The organism is Actinomadura opuntiae, assembly GCF_030283205.1.
Classification (GTDB): Bacteria; Actinomycetota; Actinomycetes; order Streptosporangiales; family Streptosporangiaceae; genus Spirillospora.
Window position 1 is genome coordinate 214,315 of sequence record NZ_JASNWF010000020.1, and the last position, 14,568, is coordinate 228,882.

Here is a 14,568-nt window from a genome sequence, read left to right on the forward strand (position 1 = left end):
CCGAGCCGACCGTCGCCCGGATCCGCGCGGCCCTGCCCCGGCATCGCCACCACCGAGTCCACCTGAGCGGAGCAGGGTGACCGGCGCGACGTCTCGCCGTCCGGCCGGGAGCGGCCACTCCCGCATGCCCGGCCGCCGGGTGGTGAACGGTGCCGTCATGGTCAACTGGCGGGATCGAGTCCAGACCACGCCGATCTGGGCGTTCTTCCTGATAGTCGCCGTCTTACTGACGGTGTACCTCGATGCGCTCGCGGTCGCGCTCGGCCAATCAGCGCACGGGGTTCTGGTGCTCTCGCTGTTCGCCCTGGCGTTGGCGGCGGTGTCAGCGGGGCTCGCGGCCGTGAGACGGGCGTGGGTCAGCAAGCGGATCGGCAGGTATCCCCGTTCCGCGTGGACGGAGATGGCCTGCGCCTTCCGTACGGGACGGCCGCCGGACGACCCCGCACTCGACGAACCGCTGCTCGCCCTCATCGAGCGACGGAAGGCGCAGCGGCGACGGCTGCGCCGCCAGCGCCCCGCCGCTCTCGTCCTGTTCATCCTCTGGTGCGCTGCGAGCCTTTATCTGAAGCTCCTCGACTGGCGTCCGCTCCTTGTCCTCATCGTGGTCATCCCGTCCGTTCAGATACCTCTGCTGCGGCGCCGGCGTGCCGTGGACCGGTTGCTGGCGGAACGGATCCGGGGGCGGTGGGGGTGGTCAGCCGATGGTCGTTTTGAAGAGGTGGAAGGCGGAGGTTCCTAGCGGGCGGGCGGGGTCGCGCTCGTCGTAGCGGTGGGTCTCGTGGTGCCATTTGTGGATGCCGGCGATCCAGTCGCGGAGTTCGGCGACGTAGGCGTCCAGGCCGGTGCGGGCGGTGTCGTCGAGGCCCATGTCCGCCGCCAGCGCGGGGAGTTCGGCGGTGGCGAGGTGCTCGAACTGGCGGCGGCGCGAGGCCATGAGGTCGTTGACGATGGGGACGGCCTCGTCCCGTCCGCAGTCGAAGAAGTGCTGCACGGCAAGGACGCCGTTGTTGAGCTCGCCCTCGTACTCGATCTCCTTCTGGTAGGAGAAGACGTCGTTGAGCAGGCAGGCGTAGTCCATCGCGGACGCGTCGATCTCCTGCATCGTGCGGGTGGCGAAGACCTCGGCGGGGATGTCGTGGGAGAGGCCGATGCGGGTCAGCGCCATGGTGAGCTCGGAGCCGAAGGTGCGGCGGCGCATCTCCAGGTAGTCGACGGGGTCGGGGATGCGGGACTGGAGGTGGTTGTTCAGCTCCCACACCCAGCTGTCGACCATGTGCTCGACGGAGGCGCGGAACTCGCGGCGTCCGCGCGCGGGCATTGGGGACGCGGTGCGGTGCCACAGGTCGATGAGGCCGGTCTCGAAGGGGTTCTCCGGGACGGGCGTCGGGCCGCAGTCCAGCGGCATGAAGCCGCGGATGCGGGCGCTGAACCGTTTCGCGCCGGCCATGTCGCGATCGCGGTTGAACAAGGCGGGGAAGTAGTCGTCGCCGAAGGTGCCCCAGGCCAGCCACTGGGTCGCGAGGTCGAGTGCCTCGGGCGTGGAGTCCGGGTCGAGGGACGCCGAGCAGACGGCGAAGTCGAACCCGGCGAGCTTGTCGGGCGTCCAGAGCGGGACGGGGTGGCGGGGCAGCGGGTCGTACATGCCCATGGCGCCGCACCAGGCGACGACGTTGCGGCGGGCCCGTTCCCGGTGCGGGTTCACGCGGGCCTCGTACGGCATGTCGAAGTCGGGGAGCGGCGTCGGGCCGACCTTCTGGAACGGGACGTGGGGACGGCTGATCCGGGCCGACTTCAGTAGCGCGGGGATGCGCGAGGCCGACATGCCGACGGACTCGCGGTTCATGTAGCGGCTCGACCGCATGTGCCATTCGTGGCCGCCGGACTGCCAGTCCTGGAGGCCCTTGACGTAGCCGGCGACGGCGGCCCGCTCGGCCGGGGTCAGCGCGTGCTCCTCGAACAGCGGGGGCAGTTCGGTGACGGCGGTGTTCTCGAACTGGCGCAGCCGGGAGGTGAGCAGGTCGTTGACGGTGTCGGCGGCCTGCTGCGGCGGCACGCCGAGGAAGTGCTCGATGACGAGGACGCAGTTGTTGATCTCGCCTTCGGACTCCGTCTCGCGCTGGTAGGAGAAGATGTCGTTGCGCAGGTGGACACCGTCGGAGAAGGTGTCCTTCAGCACGCGCAGCGGCCGGGTGCCGACGACGCGGGCGGGCACCTCCACACCGGCGGCGTGCTCCACGAGGTCCGCCGACCAGGGCGCGCCGCCGACCTTGCGGCGCATCTGCACGTACTCGACGGGGTTCGGGACGCGCCCGCTGCTGATGTTGGACAGCTCCCACAGCGACTCGCGCAGCAGCGCGTCGGTGCTCTCGGCGAACCGGCGGCGCCAGGCGAGGGATCGGACGGGGACGGTCCGGGCCCACAGGTCGGCGAGGCCGCGCTCGACGGCGTTCCGCGGCTCGGGCGGGTCGAGCGACATGAACAGCGGGAGCCGGTCAAGGTAGGCGCGGGCGCCCGCCTGGTCCTGCGGCTTCTTGAACACCTCCAGGAAGTGGTCGTCGAAGTAGAAGACCCAGACGTACCAGTCGGTGACGAGGTCGAGCTCGGCGCCGTCGCAGTCGGGATGGGTGTAGGCGCACAGGAGCGCGTAGTCCATCGCGCCGAGCTGCGCCTCGTCCCAGATGTCGGGGGTGCCGGGATCGCGGGTGGCGTTCAGCATGCCCATCTCGCGGGCCCACGCCGCGCTGTGCGTCCGCGCCCGCTCCAGATGCGGATTCAGCCGGGCCGGGTACGGGACGTAGAAGTCGGGCAGCTGGAACGGTTGCATCGACCGGACACGCCTTCCTGCTCGGGGGACGCTTCGCAACCTACAGCAGGCACAAAGTTACCTACAGTGACAGCTATGCTCCCTGGAATCCTTCGCAATGCAGCGGGTAAGCCGAGGTCATGAGCAAGTCGCGAGTCGCGGCGAAGATCAAGGACGACCCGGTGGAGGAGAACCTGGAACTCGTCCGGCAGGTGATCGACGCCGCGCAACAGGAAATGATCACCAAGGCGCGCAAGCGCGTGCCGGCACTGAGGTTCGGCGCGCTCGCGGGGGCGCTCGGGGTCATGGCGACCGCGGCGTCGTACCGCATGAACGTCCAGTTGCTGGAGCGCAAGCTCCCGCCGGAGCTGGCGTCGTTCGTCGCGGCGCTGGCCTACGGGGGCGGCGCGGGCGCCGCGGCGGTGGCGGCCTCGCGCAAGTGGAAGGGGCTGCCGGCACCGCTGCCGACCGAGACGGCGAGGCAGGTGGCGGAGATCATCACCGATTCCGGCTGACCCGGCCGGCCCGCCCGGCGCGGCCGCCCGACCGGCACGGCCGGATTGACAGCGCGCCGCGGGCGTCAGCAGACTCGGCGGAGTGCGCATCGGCGAGCTGACGGACGTGCGGGCCGCGCGTCCGGGCGCGGTCGCGGAGGCGGCGGCGCGGCGGGTGCGGTGCGCCGCCCTCCCGTCCCGGCTGATGATCATCGCGGCGGACCACCCGGCGCGCGGCGCGCTGGCCGCCGGCGGCGACCCGGTGGCGATGGCCGACCGGCGCGACCTGCTCGAACGGCTCTGCACGGCGCTGGAGCGCCCCGGCGTGGACGGCGTGCTCGGCACCCCGGACGTCCTGGAGGACCTGATGCTCCTCGGCGTCCTGGACGGCAAGGTCGCGATCGGCTCGATGAACCGGGGCGGCCTCGCGGGCGCGGCGTTCGAGATCGACGACCGCTTCACCGCCTACGACGCCGGCGCGATCGCCGCGGCCGGGCTGGACGGCGGCAAGATGCTGCTGCGCATCGAGGACACCGACCCGGCGACGGCCCGCACCCTGGAGGGCTGCGCGCACGCCGTCACCGGACTGGCGGGGCACCGGCTGATGGCGATGGTGGAGCCGTTCGTCTCGCACCGCATCGAGGGCCGCGTCCGCAACCTGCTGACGCCGGAGGCGATGATCCGCGCCGTGTCGGTCGCCTCGGGGCTCGGCACGACGTCGGCGTACACGTGGCTGAAGGTGCCGGTCGTGCCGGAGATGGAGCGGGTCGCGGCGGCGACGACGCTGCCCCTGGTGCTGCTCGGCGGCGACATCGGCGACGACCCCCGCTCGGTGCTGGACGGGTGGCGCCGCGCGCTGCGGCTGCCGGGCGTGAAGGGCCTGGTCGCCGGGCGCTCGCTGCTGTACCCGCCGGACGGCGACGTGCGGGCGGCCGTCGACGCCGCCGTCTCCGTGCTCTAGCCCCGACCCCTCCGGCGCGGGCTCACGAGTCGCTGAACTTGATGTTGCGGCCGGTCACGTGCAGGCCGACGCCGTTGGACGAGACGGTCACGCTCTGGAACGTCAGCCCGAGCGGCAGGCCCTGCACCGGGACGGTGAAGTCGAGGTCGTCGCCGAGGTCGGAGCGCGAGAACCCCTCGACCGACTGCGTCCGCACCACGATGCTGTTGCCCTGCTTGGTGACGGTCGCGGTCGCGGTGGCCTCCGTGATCCCGAGGTCCACCTTCGCCTTCACCAGGTTGTGCCCGGCGGCGGTCAGCACGAGGTCGGGGTCGTCGCTCGCGCTCGCGAGGTCCTTGAAGCTGACGAACGCGGTGCCGTCCACCGCGCCGAGCGTCCCGCTGCCGAAACCGGAATCGACCCGTACGTCCCGGGCGCGCACTTTGAGGTTCGTGATGCGCAGGGGGCCTTCGGTGATTCTGCTCGCCTCGAGCCGCACATCGCCGAAGTGCCGCGAGGCGACCTGGGTGAGGAACGGGATTCCCTTGATCGTCACTTTCGGCGTCGCCGGGAATCCCTCCTTTTTGATCTGCACGGCCATCTCGTGCTGCGCGAAGGCCACGCCGCCCCGGTCCGCCGCCACCAGGAGCAGCGCGAACAGCAGGACCGCGCAGACCAGGGCCACCAGCCACCGGGGCCGCCTGCGCCGCGGCAGACGGTCGACCCGGGTGACGGTGGCCGCGCCCGGCGGATTCGCCATGGCGTTCACTCAATTCCCGCGCCCCGGCCCCTGTCAATGGGACCGGTGTCCCGGTAATGCCGGGCGGGAAAAAGGGCCGGGACATTTCCGGGGCGAGGACTTACACTTCCCCGCATGACGGCCGGTCCTTCCGCCGAATCGCTCGCCCCGCCCGTACTCGTCGTCCGCACGCGGGACCGGGTGCACCGGCTGCGCCCGGGCGGCTCCTACCGCATCGGCCGCGACCCCGCGTCCGACATCGCGCTGTCGGATCCGCGCGTCTCGTGGTGGCACGCGGTGCTGCGGACGGGCCCGGACGGCTGGCTGATCGAGGACGTCGGCAGCAGCAACGGCACGTTCTGCCAGGGCGGACGCATCGAGCGGATGGAGATCGGCGGGCACCGGACGTTCCTGCTCGGCCACTCCACCGAGGGCGAGAGCCTGGCCTGCTTCCCCGAGCGCCCGCCGCCGAGCCGCCGCCAGGTGCACCCGCCGCCCGTCCAGGCGCCGCGCGGACGGACGCAGCCGCCGCGCGGCCGGGCGCCGGTGAACGCGGGCCCGCCGTCCGGCACCGCGCCGCCGGAGCCGTACCCGCCGCGCCCGCGTCCCGGGCCGGTCCCCGCGCCGGACCGGCGGCCGGAACCGGCCGCGCAGTACCGGCCGAGCGTCGACCGGAACCCGAGCCAGATCATCCGGGTCGCGCCGAAGACGCTGCGGATCGGCCGCGCCGCCGACAACGACATCGTGGTGGCGGACCTGGTGGTGTCGCGGTACCACGCGGAGCTGCGCACCCTCGGCCCCGGACGGCACCGGATCGTCGACCTCGGCAGCCACAACGGCACCTACGTCAACGGCAACCGGGTCGAGTCGGCGGAGTTCACCGAGAGCGACCTGCTCGGCATCGGGCACGCCACGTTCCAGCTGGTCGGCCAGGAGCTGCGGGAGTACGTCGACACCGGCGACGTGTCGCTGTCGGTCGAGGACCTGATCGTCCGGACGCCCGAGGGCAAGGTGATCCTCGACGGGGTGGGCTTCCCGATCCCGGAGCGGTCGCTGGTCGGGGTGATCGGGCCGTCCGGCGCGGGCAAGTCGACGCTGCTCGGCGCGGTGACCGGCACCCGCCCGGCGACCGAGGGGACGGTCCGCTACGACGGCCGCGACCTGTACTCCGACTACGACGAGCTGCGGCACCGCATCGGGCTCGTCCCGCAGGAGGACATCCTGCACACCCAGCTCGACACGCGGAAGGCGCTGCTGTTCGCCGCCGAGCTGCGGTTCCCCGGCGACACCCGCAGGCAGGAGCGCGAGCAGCGGGTCGACGAGGTGATCGGCGAGCTGGGCCTGACCGCGCACGCCTCGACCCGCATCGACCGGCTGTCGGGCGGGCAGCGCAAGCGGGTCAGCGTCGCGCTGGAGCTGCTGACCAAGCCGTCGCTGCTGTTCCTGGACGAGCCGACCTCCGGCCTCGACCCGGGCCTGGACAAGACGGTCATGGAGATGCTGGCCGAGCTGGCGCACGACGGCCGGACGGTCATCGTCGTCACGCACAGCGTCGCCAACCTCGACATCTGCGACCGGCTGCTCGTCCTGGTGCCGGGCGGGCGGCTGGCCTACTACGGCCCGCCCGCCGAGGGGCTGGAGCACTTCGGGAAGAAGTCGTGGGCGGAGGTGTTCCAGGCGTTCGACCGCGAGCCGGACCGCGACTGGGCGACCGAGTTCCGCCGCTCGCCGCGCCACGCCCGGTACGTGGAGAGCGGCCGGCAGGGCGGCGCCGTGCAGGCCGACACCTCGGTGCCGGCCCCGCCGCCGCCGCAGCAGTCCCGGTTCGCGCAGCTCAGCACGTTGTGCCGGCGCTACCTCGCGGTCATCGCGTCCGACCGCAGCTACCTGGTGCTGCTCGGCGTGATGCCGCTGATCCTCGGCGGGCTGAGCGCCGCGATCCCGGCGCCGAAGGGGCTGACCGGGCCGCCGGGCTCCAACGCCGACGCCGCGTCCAAGCTGATGGTGCTGGCGTTCGCGGCGTGCTTCGCCGGCACCGGCAACGCCGTCCGCGAGCTGGTCAAGGAGCGGACGATCTACGGCCGGGAGCGCGCGGCGGGGCTGTCGGCCGGGGTGTACCTGATGTCGAAGCTGCTGGTCCTCGGCGTGATCACGGCGTTGCAGGCGGTCGTGCTGGTGCTGATCGGCACGATCGGGGTGAAGCTGCCGCCGTCCGGGACGTTCGCGCCGGTGCTGCCGGAGCTGATGCTGGCGATGGCGCTGCTCGGCGTCGTGTCGATGACGCTCGGGCTGCTGGTGTCGGCGTCGGTGAACAGCTCGGAGAAGACGCTGCCGCTGCTGATCGTCCTGTCGATGGGGCAGCTGGTGCTGTCGGGCGGGCTGGTGCGGCTCGCGGGCAAGCCGGGGCTGGAGCAGCTGGCCTGGCTGTCGCCGTCGCGCTGGGGGTTCGGCGCCGCCGCCGCGACCATCGACCTCGACACGATCATGCCGCACGCGGGCGGCGCCGACCCGGTGTGGAAGCACGCCGTGGGCGCCTGGGGCGTGGACCTCGGCGTCGCGGCGGCCCTCGGCCTGCTGTTCTCGGCGCTGGCCTGGTACCGGCTGTACCGGCTCCGCCCGCGCCGCCGCCGCTGACCCGTCCGCCGACTGGTCCGCGCCGATCCGGGGTAGGGGCCGGGTCATGGACAGCGAAGTCACCCCGGTACACACCGACATCACGCTGGTCGTGAACGGGACCGAGCACCGGCTCCGCGTCGACACGCGCGCCTCGCTGCTGGACACGCTGCGCGAGGAGCTCGGGCTGACGGGCTCGAAGAAGGGCTGCGACCACGGCCAGTGCGGCGCCTGCACCGTCCTGCTGGACGGCCGCCGGGCGAACGCGTGCCTGGCCTTGGCCGTCGCGCACGACGGCGCCGAGATCGTCACCGTGGAGGGGCTCGCCGAGGACGGGCGGCTCAGTGCCCTGCAGGAGGCGTTCATCGAGCAGGACGCGTTCCAGTGCGGGTACTGCACCCCCGGGCAGCTCTGCTCCGCGACGGCCGTGCTGGACGAGGCCGGCCGCGGCTGGCCGAGCGCGGTGACCGAGGACCTGCGCGGCGACCCGGTCCTGGACGACGCCGAGATACGCGAGCGCATGAGCGGCAACCTGTGCCGGTGCGGCGCCTACACGGGCATCGTCAAGGCGGTCCGCGAGGCGGCGCGCAAGCGGACCGAAGGGGCGAAGGCATGAGGCCCTTCGTGTACGAGCGCGCCACGAGCGCCGACGACGCCCTGCAGCGCCACAACGACGGCGCCTACTACCTGGGCGGCGGCACCAACCTCGTCGATCTGATGCGGCTGGGCGTGGAGGAACCGTCCCGCCTCGTCGACGTCTCCCACCTGCCTTACGGCGAGATCGAGCTGCGGCCGGACGGGAGCCTGCTCATCGGCGCCGCCGTCAGCAACAGCGACCTCGCGGCCGACCGGACGGTCCGCGAGAGCCATCCGGTGCTGGCGCAGGCCGTGCTGGCGGGGGCTTCCGGCCAGATCCGCAACCTCGCGACGGTCGGCGGCAACCTGCTGCAGCGGACGCGCTGCTCCTACTTCCAGGACGCCGACAAGCCCTGCAACAAGCGCGACCCCGGCAGCGGCTGCCCGGCCCGCGAGGGCGAGCACCACAACCTCGCGATCCTCGGCCATTCCGAGGCGTGCGTGGCGACCCACCCGTCCGACATGGCAGTGGCCCTCGCCGCGCTGGACGCGACCGTCCACGTCCGGGGCCGCGACGGCGAGAAGACGATCCCCATCACCGACCTGCACCGGCTGCCCGGCACCGAGCCGCAGCGCGACACCGTCCTGGAGAACGGCGACCTCATCACGGCCGTCGAGGTGCCGCCGCTGGACATGCCGTCCCGGTACCGCAAGGTCCGCGAGCGCGCCTCGTTCGCGTTCGCGCTGGTGTCGATCGCGGCGGCGCTCGACGTCGAGGGCGGCACGGTCCGGGAGGCGCGGATCGCGCTCGGCGGCGTCGCGCACAAGCCGTGGCGGGCGCGCCGCGCCGAGGAGGCGCTGCGCGGCGCACCGGCGAACGGCGAGGAGTTCAAGCGCGCCGCCGAGGCCGAACTGGACCCCGCCGAGCCGCTGCGCGACAACGCCTACAAGGTGCCGCTGGCGCGCAACCTGATCGTCCGGACGCTGACCGAGCTGGGGGAGCAGTCATGACCGACCGGCTGGAGAGCCGCGAGAAGGTCACCGGAGCGGCCCGCTACGCCTACGAGTACCCGCTGGAGAACCCCGCCTACGCCGCCGCCGTGCAGTCGACCGTCGCCAAGGGCGAGATCACGGCGGTGGACGCCGAGGCGGCGCTGAAGATCCCCGGCGTCCTCACCGTCCTGTCCTGCGAGAACGCGCCGCACCTGCACGAGGTCCCGGACCGGGAGCTGGCGCTGTTCCAGTCCCGGACGGTGGCGTACCGGGGCCAGTTCGTCGCGGCCGTCGTCGCCGAGACGCTGGACATCGCGCGGGAGGCGGCGCGCCACGTCCGCATCACCTACGTGTCCGAACCGCACGACGTCCGGCTCAGCGCGGACCACCCCGGCCTCTATAAGCCCGACAAGGTGAACCCGGCGTTCCCCGCCGACACCGAGCTGGGCGAGCCGGAGGCGGCCTTCGACGATTCCGCTGTCCGGGTGGACGCCACGTACACGACGCCCGCCGAGCACAACAACCCGATGGAGCCGCACACCACCACGGCCCAGTGGAACGACGACGGCACCCTCACGCTGTACGACTCCACGCAGGGCTCCTCGCCGACCCGCGACACCATCGCCCAGGTGTTCGGCCTCGACAAGACGCACGTACGCGTCATCGCGCCGCACGTCGGCGGCGGGTTCGGGTCCAAGGGGACGCCGCGCCCGAACGTGGTGCTCGCGGCGATGGCGGCGGGCGCGGTGCGCCGTCCGGTGAAGTTCGCCGTGCCGCGCCAGCAGATGTTCGCCACCACCGGCTACCGCACCCCGACGATCCAGCGGCTCCGGCTCGGCGCCGACGCCGACGGGACGCTGAACGCGATCGTCCACGAGGTGTTCGAGCAGTCCTCGACCGTCCGCGAGTTCGCCGAGCAGACCGCGACCCCGACCCGCGTGGTGTACCGGGCGGGCAACCGCCGCACCTCGCACCGGCTCGCCCGCCTCGACGTCCCGACGCCGTCGTGGATGCGCGCGCCCGGCGAGACGCCCGGCATGTTCGCGCTGGAGTCGGCGATGGACGAGCTGGCCTTCGCCGCCGGCGTCGACCCCGTCGAGCTGCGGATCCGCAACGACACCGACCGCGAGCCCGAGAGCGGGCTGCCGTTCAGCTCCCGCAACCTCGTCGCGTGCCTGCGCGAGGGCGCCGACCGGTTCGGCTGGGAGCACCGCGACCCCGCGCCCGGCGCCCGCCGGGAGGGCCGCAAGCTCGTCGGCATGGGCGTCGCCGCGTCCACCTACCCCGCGTACATGCGGCCGAACAAGGCGACGGCGCGGGTCGACGAGGACGGCCGGTTCACCGTGCGGATCGCCGCCGCCGACATCGGCACCGGCGCCCGCACCGCCCTCACGCTGATCGCCGCCGAGGCCCTCAAGGCCGACGCCGACCGGGTGACGGTCGAGATCGGCGACAGCTCGCTGCCCGACGCGACCGTCGCGGGCGGCTCCGCCGGCACCGCGAGCTGGGGCACCGCCGTCGTCCGCGCCTGCGAGGCGCTGCGCGGCAAGATGAACGGCTCGGTCCCGCCCGGCGGGCTGGAGGCCTCCGCAGACACCGCCGAGGAGATCAAGGGCCGCGACGAGTACGCCCGGCACGCGTTCGGTGCGCAGTTCACCGAGGTCGAGGTGGACGCCGACACCGGCGAGGTCCGGGTCCGCCGGATGCTCGGGGTGTTCGCCGCCGGCCGGATCATCAACCCCAAGACCGCGCGGTCGCAGTTCATCGGCGGCATGACGATGGGGATCGGCATGGCGCTGATGGAGGAGAGCGTCATGGACGACCGGTTCGGCGACTACGTCAACCGCGACCTCGCCCAGTACCACGTGCCGGCCTGCGCCGACGTCCGCGACATCGACGCGGCGTGGGTGGAGGAGTCCGACCCGCACCTGAACCCGATGGGGTCCAAGGGCATCGGCGAGATCGGCATCGTCGGCGCCGCGGCGTCGGTCGCCAACGCCGTGCACCACGCCACCGGCGTCCGCGTCCGCGACCTGCCGATCACCCCGGCGCGGCTGGTCCCGCTGCTCTGAGCCCGTTTCGAGGTTGCTCCGAGGCGGGCCCTGACCGGTTGAAAAGTCCACTATCAATGTGATGGCGGCCACAGGAAGGGGTATCGATCGTTCACTCGGGGGCCGCTCCTACTCGCGAGGTGATCCCGTGTACCGACAGGTCCTCGATCCCGTCGCCGATTCGCTCGGCTGGAGTTCCCTGGTCGCCGCGCTGCCGCTGGCGGTGCTGTTCGTGCTGCTCGGCGGCGTCCGGATGCGCGCCTGGCTGGCCTCCCTGATCGCGCTGGCGGTCTCCCTGACCGTCGCGATCTGGACCTACGGCATGCCGGCGGACCAGGCGTTCCTCGCCGGCAGCGAGGGCGCCGCGTTCGGCTTCTTCCCCATCCTGTGGATCGTCATCAACGCGCTCTGGGTCTACAACATGACCGTCGCGACCGGCCATTTCGACGTGCTGCGCCGCACGTTCGCGCAGGTCAGCGACGACCAGCGGCTGCAGGCGATCCTGATCGCGTTCTCCTTCGGGGCGCTGCTGGAAGCGCTTGCCGGGTTCGGCACCCCGGTGGCGGTCACCTCCGTCATGCTGATCGCGCTCGGCTTCCAGCCGCTGAAGGCCGCGGTCCTGGCCCTCACCGCCAACACCGCGCCGGTCGCGTTCGGTGCGATGGCCACGCCGATCCTCACCCTCGGCAAGGTCACCGGCGAGTCCAGCGACACCCTCGGCGCCATGGTCGGCCGGCAGACCCCGATCCTCGCGGTGTTCGTCCCGCTGATCCTGGTGCTGATCGCCGACGGCCGGCGCGGCCTCCGCGAGACCTGGCCGACCGCGCTGCTGTGCGGCGCCGCGTTCGGCGTCGCGCAGTACGTCACCGCCAACTTCATCTCGGTGCCGCTCGCCGACGTCGTCGCCTCGCTGGTGTCGGCCGCCGCGGTCGTGCTGGTCGTCCGGTTGCGCCGCCCGCACGCCCCGGCCCGGCCGGTGATCGCCGGCGGCGCCGCCGACGAGCCCGCGCCCGAGTTCGCCGCCCGCGCCGGGCGCGCCGAGGACCCCGCCGACTCGCGGGCCGACGTCGTCCGCGCCTACGCCCCCTACGCGATCATCATCGCGGTGTTCGTCGTCTGCCAGATCGACCAGGTCAAGGACTGGCTGAACGGCGCCACGCAGACGGTCGGCTGGCCCGGCCTGCACATCACGGCCGCGTCCGGCAAGCCGTCGACGCTGCCCACCTTCACCCTCAACTACTTCACCACGCCCGGCACCCAGATGCTCGTCGCGGGCCTGCTCACCATGATCGCGCTGCGCGTCGGCGCCGGCCGGGCGCTGCGCGCCTACGGCACCACGCTCGTGCAGCTCCGCTGGGCGATCGTCACCGTGATGGCCGTGCTGGCGCTGGCGTTCGTGATGAACGCCTCCGGGCAGACCGTCACCCTCGGGACCTGGATGGCCGGCGCGGGCGGCGCCTTCGCCGTGCTGTCCCCGGTCCTCGGCTGGCTCGGCACCGCCGTCACCGGGTCGGACACCTCGTCGAACTCCCTGTTCGGCGCCCTGCAGATCACCGCCGCGGACAAGGCCGACCTGTCGCCGGTCCTGATGGCCGCCACCAACAGCTCCGGCGGCGTCCTCGGGAAGATGGTGTCCCCGCAGAACCTCGCGATCGCCGCGGCCGCCGTCGGCCTGGACGGCCGCGAGGGCGACATCTTCCGGCGGGTCGTGCTGTGGAGCCTGCTGTTCCTGGCCGGCATGTGCGTGCTGTCGGGCCTGCAGTCCACCGGCGTGCTGTCGTGGATGGTCCCCTAACCGACGAAGTCGGCCGGGGGTGTGGGGGGTCGTCCCCCCTCGGGTGGCAGGGCTATTGGCGGTAGCCCTCGACCTCGCCGGGCGGGCGGACGTGCGCGTCGTCGGGGTTCTGGCCGGCGTCGATCCTCGCGCGCCGCTGGCGCAGCAGGTCCCAGCACTGGTCGAGGGCGACCTCCAGCTCCCGCAGCCGCTGGCGCGCGTCCTCGCCGGTCGTCTCGGACCGCTCGTGCGCCTGCCGGAGCGCGTGCTCCTCGTCGATGAACTCGTGGATCCGATCGAGGATCGCCTTCTCGTCCATGAAAAGCCTCCCGATGCCGGTTTTCCCGCGTGGTGAGGTCCAGAAGGTGTCAACAGGTGAGATCGTGGCATATACGGGCGTGCCCGCGGTAGGCGGCGCCCCGGTCCCGAAGGGCGAGGAGCGGATGACGGTCTGGCGGATCACCGGCGGGGAGGGCGGGCCGGGCGGCCCGCGCCCGGAGCGCACCGCTCCCCGCTACGACGTCGTCGAACTCGACACCCCGCTGCTGCGCATCGAGGGCGCCGCGGACGCGCCCTGGCTGCGCGTGTCCGGCGAGGTCGACGTCTCCAACGCCGGCGACCTCAAACGCGCCCTGCGCGCCGCCCGCGCCCGCGTCGACGGCGACCTGCACCTCGACCTCGCGGCCGTGGACTTCATCGACGTCGCCGGGCTGCGCGCGTTCACCCTCGCGGCCCGCGACCTGTCCGAGCGCGGCGGGCTGCTCGTCCTGCACTCGCTGTCGGCGCACATCGACAAGCTGGTCCGGCTGATCGGCTGGGACGCCGTGCCCGGCCTCGAACTGCACTGCCGTCCCCGCCCCTGACCGGTCAGGACGCGGCGAGGCGGCGCATGGCCTCCCGGCGCTCCGGCGGGACGAGGGGCGGCTTGCCCGCCGTCCAGGCGACGTCCAGGGCGACCGCGCGGAACCGCCAGCCCTCCGGCGTGCGGACGGCCTCCGCGTCGTAGTGGCCGCCCGACACGAACGTCTCGCCCGGGCGGTCGGCGCGGGCCTCCTGGGTGGACGCCAGGTGCACATGGGTGTGGACGGCGCTCCAGCGCACCGCCGCCCGGTCGCCGTCCAGCGCGATCTCGGGGATGCCGGCCAGGTGCTGGGTCCGCCCGAAGTTGTCCATGGCCAGGTCCATCACCTCGGAGGCATGGCCGGTGTAGGCGCCGACGGGGTAGCGGAACTCGACGTCCTCGGTGAAGAACGACCGCGCCCACGCGCCGTCGAAGGGATGCGCCTTCGGGTCCCGCTGGCGGTCGTCGATCGTGCCGAAGAACCGCGCGACCAGCTCGGTGATCTCCGCCCGGTCCGCCAGCGCCGCCACCGTGCCGGCCAGGTCCTTGTCGCTCATCGTCTTCTCCTCCGTCCGGGAACACGACCAACGCTAGGAACGGGCCGACCGGGCCGGCATCCGTCGCCCGACCGGTCCGCGATGGATCAGGCGGGGCCCGCCGGGGCCGTCCCGGCGGCGCGCTTCGGCGGGGCCGGGCGGGCGGCGGGACGGCGCGCGCGGGAGCCGGTCCGGCGCGGCGCCGTGC

The 14,568-nt window shown here is 72.9% G+C and carries 13 protein-coding genes; 9 read left to right on the forward strand and 4 right to left on the reverse strand.

Going from position 1 to position 14,568, the window contains the following annotated elements:
* The first annotated feature begins 76 nt into the window (after positions 1–76).
* Positions 77–739, forward strand: a complete 663-nt coding sequence (locus tag QP089_RS36715) for a hypothetical protein (RefSeq protein ID WP_285918207.1) — start codon at positions 77–79, stop codon at positions 737–739.
* Here QP089_RS36715 and QP089_RS36720 read toward each other — a convergent pair.
* Positions 695–2,824 (reverse strand): terpene synthase family protein, encoded by a 2,130-nt coding sequence (locus tag QP089_RS36720; protein WP_285918209.1) that lies wholly within the window; start codon positions 2,822–2,824, stop codon positions 695–697. The genes QP089_RS36715 and QP089_RS36720 overlap by 45 nt on opposite strands.
* A 119-nt stretch (positions 2,825–2,943) precedes the next feature.
* Between QP089_RS36720 and QP089_RS36725 the strand changes: the two genes are divergently transcribed.
* Together QP089_RS36725 and QP089_RS36730 are read left to right on the forward strand one after the other, a co-directional pair.
* Entirely contained in the window at positions 2,944–3,318 is a 375-nt protein-coding gene (locus QP089_RS36725; RefSeq protein ID WP_285918211.1) for a phage holin family protein, read from the forward strand.
* An 82-nt stretch (positions 3,319–3,400) separates the two neighbouring features.
* Positions 3,401–4,258, forward strand: a complete 858-nt coding sequence (locus QP089_RS36730) for a Cgl0159 family (beta/alpha)8-fold protein (protein ID WP_285918212.1) — start codon at positions 3,401–3,403, stop codon at positions 4,256–4,258.
* Between the two features lie 22 nt (positions 4,259–4,280).
* Here QP089_RS36730 and QP089_RS36735 read toward each other — a convergent pair whose 3' ends face one another.
* Positions 4,281–4,997, reverse strand: a complete 717-nt coding sequence (locus QP089_RS36735) for an LmeA family phospholipid-binding protein (protein WP_285918213.1) — start codon at positions 4,995–4,997, stop codon at positions 4,281–4,283.
* A gap of 114 nt (positions 4,998–5,111) precedes the next feature.
* Between QP089_RS36735 and QP089_RS36740 the strand changes: the two genes are divergently transcribed.
* The 5 genes from QP089_RS36740 (at position 5,112) to QP089_RS36760 (ending at position 13,004) form a co-directional block, all read left to right on the forward strand.
* Positions 5,112–7,610 (forward strand): FHA domain-containing protein, encoded by a 2,499-nt coding sequence (locus tag QP089_RS36740; RefSeq protein WP_285918214.1) that lies wholly within the window; start codon positions 5,112–5,114, stop codon positions 7,608–7,610.
* A 46-nt stretch (positions 7,611–7,656) separates the two neighbouring features.
* Positions 7,657–8,205, forward strand: a complete 549-nt coding sequence (locus tag QP089_RS36745; RefSeq protein ID WP_285918216.1) for a (2Fe-2S)-binding protein — start codon at positions 7,657–7,659, stop codon at positions 8,203–8,205.
* The gene (locus tag QP089_RS36750; RefSeq protein WP_285918218.1) at positions 8,202–9,176 is read left to right on the forward strand and encodes an FAD binding domain-containing protein; all 975 of its coding nucleotides are present in this window, start codon (positions 8,202–8,204) and stop codon (positions 9,174–9,176) included. Before QP089_RS36745 ends, QP089_RS36750 begins: the two co-directional genes overlap by 4 nt.
* Positions 9,173–11,230, forward strand: coding sequence for a xanthine dehydrogenase family protein molybdopterin-binding subunit (locus tag QP089_RS36755; protein WP_285918220.1), 2,058 nt, complete (start codon positions 9,173–9,175; stop codon positions 11,228–11,230). The genes QP089_RS36750 and QP089_RS36755 overlap by 4 nt, the downstream gene beginning before the upstream one ends.
* 127 nt (positions 11,231–11,357) lie before the next feature.
* Positions 11,358–13,004, forward strand: coding sequence for an L-lactate permease (locus tag QP089_RS36760; RefSeq protein ID WP_285918221.1), 1,647 nt, complete (start codon positions 11,358–11,360; stop codon positions 13,002–13,004).
* Between the two features lie 52 nt (positions 13,005–13,056).
* Here the strand turns inward: QP089_RS36760 and QP089_RS36765 are convergent, their stop codons facing one another.
* Positions 13,057–13,302 carry a DUF2630 family protein gene (locus tag QP089_RS36765; RefSeq protein ID WP_285918223.1) on the reverse strand — a complete coding sequence of 82 codons (246 nt, stop codon included), beginning with the start codon at positions 13,300–13,302 and terminating at the stop codon, positions 13,057–13,059.
* Positions 13,303–13,366: 64 nt separating this feature from the next.
* On the opposite strand from QP089_RS36765, the gene QP089_RS36770 reads away from it, so the two are divergent.
* On the forward strand, positions 13,367–13,846 hold the full coding sequence (locus QP089_RS36770; RefSeq protein ID WP_285918225.1) for an STAS domain-containing protein: 480 nt from the start codon (positions 13,367–13,369) through the stop codon (positions 13,844–13,846).
* A gap of 4 nt (positions 13,847–13,850) precedes the next feature.
* Here QP089_RS36770 and QP089_RS36775 read toward each other — a convergent pair whose 3' ends face one another.
* Positions 13,851–14,381 (reverse strand): nuclear transport factor 2 family protein, encoded by a 531-nt coding sequence (locus QP089_RS36775; RefSeq protein WP_285918227.1) that lies wholly within the window; start codon positions 14,379–14,381, stop codon positions 13,851–13,853.
* Positions 14,382–14,568 lie beyond the last annotated feature (187 nt).

Excerpts from the sequence above, each read along its gene's own strand:
- QP089_RS36755 (WP_285918220.1), top strand. The coding sequence starts at position 9,173 with ATGACCGACCGGCTGGAGAGCCGCGAGAAGGTCACCGGAGCGGCCCGC.
- QP089_RS36775 (WP_285918227.1), bottom strand. The coding sequence starts at position 14,381 with ATGAGCGACAAGGACCTGGCCGGCACGGTGGCGGCGCTGGCGGACCGG.
- QP089_RS36725 (WP_285918211.1), top strand. The coding sequence starts at position 2,944 with ATGAGCAAGTCGCGAGTCGCGGCGAAGATCAAGGACGACCCGGTGGAG.
- QP089_RS36720 (WP_285918209.1), bottom strand. The coding sequence starts at position 2,824 with ATGCAACCGTTCCAGCTGCCCGACTTCTACGTCCCGTACCCGGCCCGG.
- QP089_RS36750 (WP_285918218.1), top strand. The coding sequence starts at position 8,202 with ATGAGGCCCTTCGTGTACGAGCGCGCCACGAGCGCCGACGACGCCCTG.
- QP089_RS36740 (WP_285918214.1), top strand. The coding sequence starts at position 5,112 with ATGACGGCCGGTCCTTCCGCCGAATCGCTCGCCCCGCCCGTACTCGTC.
- QP089_RS36735 (WP_285918213.1), bottom strand. The coding sequence starts at position 4,997 with ATGGCGAATCCGCCGGGCGCGGCCACCGTCACCCGGGTCGACCGTCTG.
- QP089_RS36745 (WP_285918216.1), top strand. The coding sequence starts at position 7,657 with ATGGACAGCGAAGTCACCCCGGTACACACCGACATCACGCTGGTCGTG.
- QP089_RS36765 (WP_285918223.1), bottom strand. The coding sequence starts at position 13,302 with ATGGACGAGAAGGCGATCCTCGATCGGATCCACGAGTTCATCGACGAG.